The 2,560-nt window shown below is 61.7% G+C and carries 3 protein-coding genes and 1 pseudogene; 1 reads left to right on the top strand and 3 read right to left on the bottom strand.

Annotation, left to right across the window (positions count from 1 at the left end; all coding sequences use genetic code 11):
- From ENZ74_RS35410 to ENZ74_RS28600, 3 genes and pseudogenes are all read right to left on the bottom strand, one after another.
- Positions 1–243, bottom strand: a pseudogene (locus ENZ74_RS35410) (EamA/RhaT family transporter); the annotation flags it as partial.
- Between the two features lie 41 nt (positions 244–284).
- On the bottom strand, positions 285–1,049 hold the full coding sequence (locus tag ENZ74_RS28605) for an arginyltransferase (RefSeq protein ID WP_013532274.1): 765 nt from the start codon (positions 1,047–1,049) through the stop codon (positions 285–287).
- 140 nt (positions 1,050–1,189) lie between these two features.
- Positions 1,190–1,660: an RDD family protein gene (locus ENZ74_RS28600; RefSeq protein WP_063167757.1), complete on the bottom strand. Its 471-nt coding sequence runs from the start codon at positions 1,658–1,660 to the stop codon at positions 1,190–1,192.
- A 203-nt stretch (positions 1,661–1,863) separates the two neighbouring features.
- Here ENZ74_RS28600 and ENZ74_RS28595 point away from each other — a divergent pair.
- A partial coding sequence (locus tag ENZ74_RS28595; protein WP_127313172.1) for an FAD-dependent oxidoreductase occupies positions 1,864–2,560 on the top strand: 697 nt, incomplete at its 3' end.

Raw genomic sequence — 2,560 nt, 5'->3', positions numbered from 1 at the left:
GACCATGGCCGCGACGAAAGTTGTGCCGGTGCGCAGCAGCATGATCGTCCATGCGCCACCGTCGGCGAGGCGGATCAACGGTATGTCGACAGTCAGCGTGAGCCCGCCGATGGCGGTTATCAAAAGACCTTTCTGGTGATCGTGATGAGAGGACATGCAGGAACTTTCGCAATGAAATGCAGGCTGGCGGCCGGCCGGTGCAATGGCGCACTCTCTCCAGCCAACCGGCTGAAAGACCAGCATCCCCTGCCTTGAAACAGTTTAAAGGCGGACCTTGGAAAAGCTCAGCGTGAAACCGCTTCGTTGGTGTAGCGCTCCCAGCCCTTGGGGCCGAGATGCTCCTGCGGCATGAAGCGCATCTTATAATTCATCTTGCGCGAGCCGTTGACCCAGTAGCCGAGATAGACATGGGGCAGGCCCATCGCCCTGGCGCGGGCGATGTGGTCGAGGATCATGAACGTGCCGAGCGACCGCTCCTCGAAATCGGGATTGAAGTAGGAGTAGACCATCGACAGGCCGTCGGCCATCTTGTCGGTGAGCGCCACCGCGATCAGCTCGCCCTGTCCCTTGCCGGTGATGAAGGTGTCAGGTCCGCGCCGCCGATATTCGATCACCTTGGTGTCGACATGGGTGTCCTCGACCATCATCGCATAGTCGAGCACCGTCATGTCGGACATGCCGCCACGGCGGTGGCGGGCGTCGAGATAGCTGCGGAACAGGGAATATTGTTCGGTCGAGGGCTCGGCATTGTGCATGTAGCCGACGAGATCGGAATTGTGCTGCAGCACGCGCTTCATGTTGCGGCTGGCGACGAATTCCTGGGCGAGGATGCGTACCGAAACGCAGGCGCGGCAGGTCTCGCAGGCCGGCCTGTAGGCGATGTTCTGCGAGCGCCGGAAGCCGCCTTGCGTCAACAGGTCGTTCATCTCCGCCGCCTTGTCGCCAACCAGGTGCGTGAACACCTTGCGCTCGAACTGGCCGTCGAGATAGGGGCACGGCGACGGCGCGGTCAGGAAGAACTGCGGCGACTGGGTCGGATGCTGCGTCATCGAGCCTTGGAAACACTCCTTCGAATCGCTCTACCTTTGGCGCGGATGGCGAAAAATTCAACAGGATTATGTGGGCGCGGTCGACTCGACGCCTTCACATTTGTGCTCAATCGGTAGCGACTGCTCTTCAGAGGGCCGTTTCAGCGGTCGGTGCGGCTGACGACCGTGCCAAGTAAAAGATCGTGCAAGGTGCGTTTGCGGTCGGAAAACAGCGTTACCAGCAGGACAAGCGGCGACAGGATGACATTGCCGGCCCAGAACAGCACCGAATGGACAACCGCAGTGAGGCCGTCGATCGGCCTGCCGTCGAGCCGGTCGAGCCGGATGCCCATCATCTTCATGCCCGTGGTGGCCTGATCGGTGCTGCCCAGCGTGTTCCAGATGTAGAGGATGGCCACAGTCGGCAACAGGATGCCGAACAGCATCCAGCCAAGCCCGAGGGTCAAGAGCCCGAGGAAGAACACCAGAATGGCAAACGGGATGGTGAGCAGCGCGACGATGACATAGTCGATCATGAAGGCGAAGATGCGCTTCGTGCGCACGCCGTCATAGGCCCTGACATCGTCGAGCCTGCTGGTGATGATTTCGCCGTCGAGAACGCGCGCGTTCATGTCATTTCCTCGTAACAGGGCCACGGCATAGGGTGCGGACCGCTCAGCCATGAAATGGTGAAGGCCTGTGGCGGAATCAAGATCGCGCTTCCAGCGGTGCTCCAGCTTCGATGGCGTCGGGCCCGATGTGAACTGGTTGAATTTGCGGCGCGGATAGCATTAGCTTGTTGCGGCGCAGCAGAGCGCACAGGGGACGGGGCAATATGGACTACGACATGCTGGTCATCGGCAGCGGCCCTTCCGGCCGCCGTGCCGCGGTGCAGTCGGCCAAGCTCGGCAAGTCCGTGCTGGTGGTCGACCGCGGCCGGCGTCTGGGCGGTGTCTCGGTGCATACCGGGACCATCCCATCGAAAACGCTGCGCGAAACGGTGCTCAATCTTTCGGGCTGGCGCGAGCGCGGCTTCTACGGGCGCGGCTACCGGGTCAAGCAGGATATCTCGGTCGGCGATCTGGTCGAGCGCCTGCACAAGACGCTCGACCATGAGGTCGAGGTGCTGCAGCACCAGTTCATGCGCAACACGGTCAAGAGCGCTCGCGCCGCGGTGAAATTCCTTGGCCCCAACAAGGTCAGCCTGACATCAGACACTGGCGATTACAGCGAGGTCGGTTTTACCAATGCGCTGATAGCGGTCGGCACCAGGCCGCACCGCCCGCGCGACGTGCCTTTCGACAAGACCCGCGTCTTCGACAGCGACGAGATGCTGGAGCTTGATCGCTTGCCGCGCACGCTGACCGTGATCGGCGCCGGCGTCATCGGCGTCGAATATGCGACGATCTTTTCCGCGCTCGACGTGCCGGTAACCTTGGTCGAGCCGCGCAACTCCATCCTCGATTTCGTCGACCGCGAGATCGTCGACGATTTCATCCACCAGATGCGCGATCGCGGCATGACCATCCGGC

This window comes from Mesorhizobium sp. M7A.F.Ca.CA.002.15.2.1 (genome assembly GCF_003998715.1).
GTDB lineage: Bacteria > Pseudomonadota > Alphaproteobacteria > Rhizobiales > Rhizobiaceae > Mesorhizobium > Mesorhizobium ciceri.
Note: the sequence above shows the minus strand (reverse complement) of the source record. Positions and strands in the feature narration are given on the sequence as shown.

Coding starts and splice junctions, on each gene's coding strand:
- ENZ74_RS28605 (WP_013532274.1), bottom strand. CDS start 1,049: ATGACGCAGCATCCGACCCAGTCGCCGCAGTTCTTCCTGACCGCGCCG.
- ENZ74_RS28600 (WP_063167757.1), bottom strand. CDS start 1,660: ATGAACGCGCGCGTTCTCGACGGCGAAATCATCACCAGCAGGCTCGAC.